The organism is Eisenbergiella porci, assembly GCF_009696275.1.
GTDB classification, from domain to species: domain Bacteria; phylum Bacillota; class Clostridia; order Lachnospirales; family Lachnospiraceae; genus Eisenbergiella; species Eisenbergiella porci.
In genome coordinates this window covers 1-3,114 of the sequence record NZ_VUMI01000123.1, presented here as the reverse complement: position 1 = coordinate 3,114, position 3,114 = coordinate 1, and the positions used below count along the sequence as shown (strand labels likewise).

Annotated in this window: 3 protein-coding genes and 1 tRNA gene; all 4 read left to right on the top strand. The window is 45.0% G+C overall.

What is annotated here, in order from left to right; all coding sequences use genetic code 11:
- The first annotated feature begins 280 nt into the window (after window positions 1–280).
- The 4 genes from FYJ45_RS29030 (at window position 281) to FYJ45_RS29015 (ending at window position 2,739) form a co-directional block, all read left to right on the top strand.
- Window positions 281–1,123 carry a fumarate hydratase gene (locus tag FYJ45_RS29030; RefSeq protein WP_195842043.1) on the top strand — a complete coding sequence of 281 codons (843 nt, stop codon included), beginning with the start codon at window positions 281–283 and terminating at the stop codon, window positions 1,121–1,123.
- A gap of 97 nt (window positions 1,124–1,220) precedes the next feature.
- Window positions 1,221–1,772, top strand: coding sequence for a Fe-S-containing hydro-lyase (locus FYJ45_RS29025; RefSeq protein WP_195842042.1), 552 nt, complete (start codon window positions 1,221–1,223; stop codon window positions 1,770–1,772).
- A gap of 24 nt (window positions 1,773–1,796) precedes the next feature.
- Complete coding sequence (locus FYJ45_RS29020) at window positions 1,797–2,525, top strand: lysophospholipid acyltransferase family protein (RefSeq protein WP_276918647.1); 729 nt, start codon at window positions 1,797–1,799, stop codon at window positions 2,523–2,525.
- A 125-nt stretch (window positions 2,526–2,650) separates the two neighbouring features.
- A tRNA-Ser gene (locus tag FYJ45_RS29015) sits at window positions 2,651–2,739 on the top strand.
- Window positions 2,740–3,114: the final 375 nt, after the last annotated feature.

The window sequence follows — 3,114 nt, the reverse complement described above, 5'->3', positions numbered from 1 at the left end:
TTGAATTACATTTTAAAATCCCATGGCAATGGGTTTATTAAGGTTACCCTTTTTTACATCAGCTGCTTGAAAAAAACTTTGTAAACATTTTTCATTTTACCTATTGACATTTCTTAGCTGGACTTTCAGAGCCTTTTCTTTCTTCCTATTCTATGACAACTGCAGACGGCCCACAAGAGCAAATCAGCGCTGTGCCCCGAAAACGCTGATGACAAGAAAATAAAACTATAATATAATGAGAACAATCGCAGCAGTACGGACACAGGAAAGGATTGGACTGATGAGAACAATACAGCTATCGGAAATTACCGATAATATAAAAGAAATGTGTATAGAAGCAAACCATGTTCTGACACCTGACATGGCAAAGGCGCTGGAAACTGCCGCCCGCCGTGAAAAATCACCGCTGGGACAGAAGGTTTTGGGACAACTGCAGGAGAACCTGCAGATTGCCGGTCAGGATTGGATCCCCATTTGCCAAGACACCGGCATGGCCGTCGTATTCCTGGAAATAGGCCAGGATGTCCATTTTGAAGGAGGGATTCTTGAGGATGCGGTAAACGAAGGAATCAGGCAGGGCTATGCGGAAGGCTATCTGAGAAAATCCGTTGTAGGAGATCCGCTCCTTCGTGAAAATACGAAAGACAATACTCCTGGAATCATCCACTACAGTATAGTTCCCGGTGAACAGGTCAAAATAACCGTAGCCCCCAAAGGCTTCGGAAGTGAAAACATGAGCCGTGTTTTTATGCTGAAGCCCGCAGACGGCATGGAAGGGGTAAAAAATGCAATTCTTACCGCGGTGCGCGACGCCGGACCCAATGCCTGCCCGCCCATGGTGGTAGGCGTCGGTATCGGAGGAACCTTTGAAAAATGTGCTCTCATGGCAAAACAGGCTCTCACCAGACCGTTGGATGATTCATCAAACATACCTTATATAAAAGAAATGGAAGATGAACTTTTGGAAAAAATCAATAAAACCGGAATCGGACCGGGCGGGCTGGGCGGGACAACCACCGCGCTGGGAGTGAAAATTAATACATACCCGACCCATATAGCGGGGCTTCCTGTAGCCGTTAATATCTGCTGTCACGTCAACCGCCATTCAGTACGCACCATATAATACCCATTATATGGTAGTTCTTCGCGCAGGTAATACAATATCTGCTGATGTTACATTATATAATAAGAAGAGAACCGTTATCCGGAAGGAGATTGCCATGGAAAAACATATGAAAGTGCCCTTTGCCAGAGAGGAAGCGGCCGCCCTGAGGGCAGGAGATTACGTTTACCTGACGGGAACTATATATACGGCAAGAGATGCCGCTCATAAAAGGATGTATGAGACACTGCAGAGGGGCGGAAGCCTTCCCTTTGATATCAGAGGAAACGTGATTTACTATATGGGACCATCTCCCGCCAGGCAGGGACGCCCTATTGGTTCCGCCGGTCCCACCACGGCCAGCCGCATGGACAAGTATACCCCCGCGCTTCTGGATCTGGGGTTACAGGGAATGATTGGAAAAGGGAAAAGAACGGAAGCGGTGAAACAGGCAATGATCAGGAATACCGCCGTTTACTTTGCCGCCGTAGGGGGAGCCGGCGCCCTGCTTTCTAAATCCATTATATGCTCAGAGGTGATAGCTTATGAAGATCTGGGCACTGAAGCTGTCCGCCGGCTGGAGGTAAAGGACTTTCCTGTAATCGTTGTAATGGACAGTATGGGAAATAACCTTTATGAAACCGCCCTGGAAGAATACCGTACCGAATAAAATAAAGATAAGAAAGAGAAAGATATTATGAGAATAGCTTTGATGGTCCTCAGACTTTTCTTTAAAGCCTTTTACTACTTTGGCCGCATCTGGTGGTGCAGCATCCATGAAAACATCAGTTATGAGGAAGGTTTCCGCTGGGCGAAGAAGACAACGCTTGCAGCTAACCGTGCCGGCCGCGTCAAAATAGAAGCCCATGGCCTGGAGAATTTACCGGATAAAGACGGATTTATCATGTTCCCCAACCATCAGGGCCTTTTTGACGGGCTTGTATTCCTGGAGTCCTGTCCCAGGCCCTTTGCCTTTGTCATGAAAAAAGAAGCGGCCAATATCATTCTCCTCAAACAGGTCCGCAAGGCTCTCGGGGCTTTTACCATTGACAGGGAGGATTTAAGACAGTCAATGAAAGTGATCCAGAAAATGGCCGAAGAGGTCAAACAGGGACGCAACTTCATTATTTTCCCCGAAGGCACCAGAAGCAGACAGGGAAACCATACCCTGGAATTTAAGGGCGGCAGCTTTAAGAGCGCAATGAAAGCCAGATGCCCCATAGTCCCCTGTGCCCTGATTGATTCGTTTATTCCCTTTGATGAAAACAGCATCCGTCCTGTTACCGTAAAGATCTTCTATCTGAAACCCATGTATTACGAGGAATATAAAGATATGAAGACAACACAGATTGCAGAAGAAGTAAGAAGACGTATAGATGAGACCATCATTGGATATACTCAAAATAACCCTGAAAAGGCGTAATACAACATTATATGAAAAAACTTCCCAAAAAGAATTGACAAACTGTGGAAGCTTATGTATAATAACTTTTGCGTCACCTAAGGGTGCGTTCACTTCATATTGGTAGAGGATTAGTTCAGTTTTGTGGAGAAATACTCAAGAGGCTGAAGAGGCGCCCCTGCTAAGGGTGTAGGTCGTTTATAGCGGCGCGAGGGTTCAAATCCCTCTTTCTCCGTTCCCTTTACCGATATAAGGGAAGCTGATTATAGCTTCGCGGAAAAAGAATCTTAAGTGATTGAGATTTCTTTTTTTTCGCACTTTTGCCAGATGGAAAACATATGAAAAACTTTTGTAAAAATAAGTTAAAAAAGATGTTGACATTTGACGAAACATGATGCTATAATAAAACTCCACCGCGGATGCGATGGAACAACAACTTGAAAGAAGCAAAAAAAGTTGAAAAAAGTGCTTGACAGTCCAAACGACATGTGATAAGATGTCAACTGTTGCGGCTGAGAAAGCAGCACACAGAACCTTGACAAATAAACAGTAATGCAACCCTGAAAATTCTAAAAAAGAAAATTCAGAGAACAAGTTTTAAAGCTTCGGA

Excerpts from the sequence above, each read along its gene's own strand:
- FYJ45_RS29025 (WP_195842042.1), top strand. The coding sequence starts at position 1,221 with ATGGAAAAACATATGAAAGTGCCCTTTGCCAGAGAGGAAGCGGCCGCC.
- FYJ45_RS29030 (WP_195842043.1), top strand. The coding sequence starts at position 281 with ATGAGAACAATACAGCTATCGGAAATTACCGATAATATAAAAGAAATG.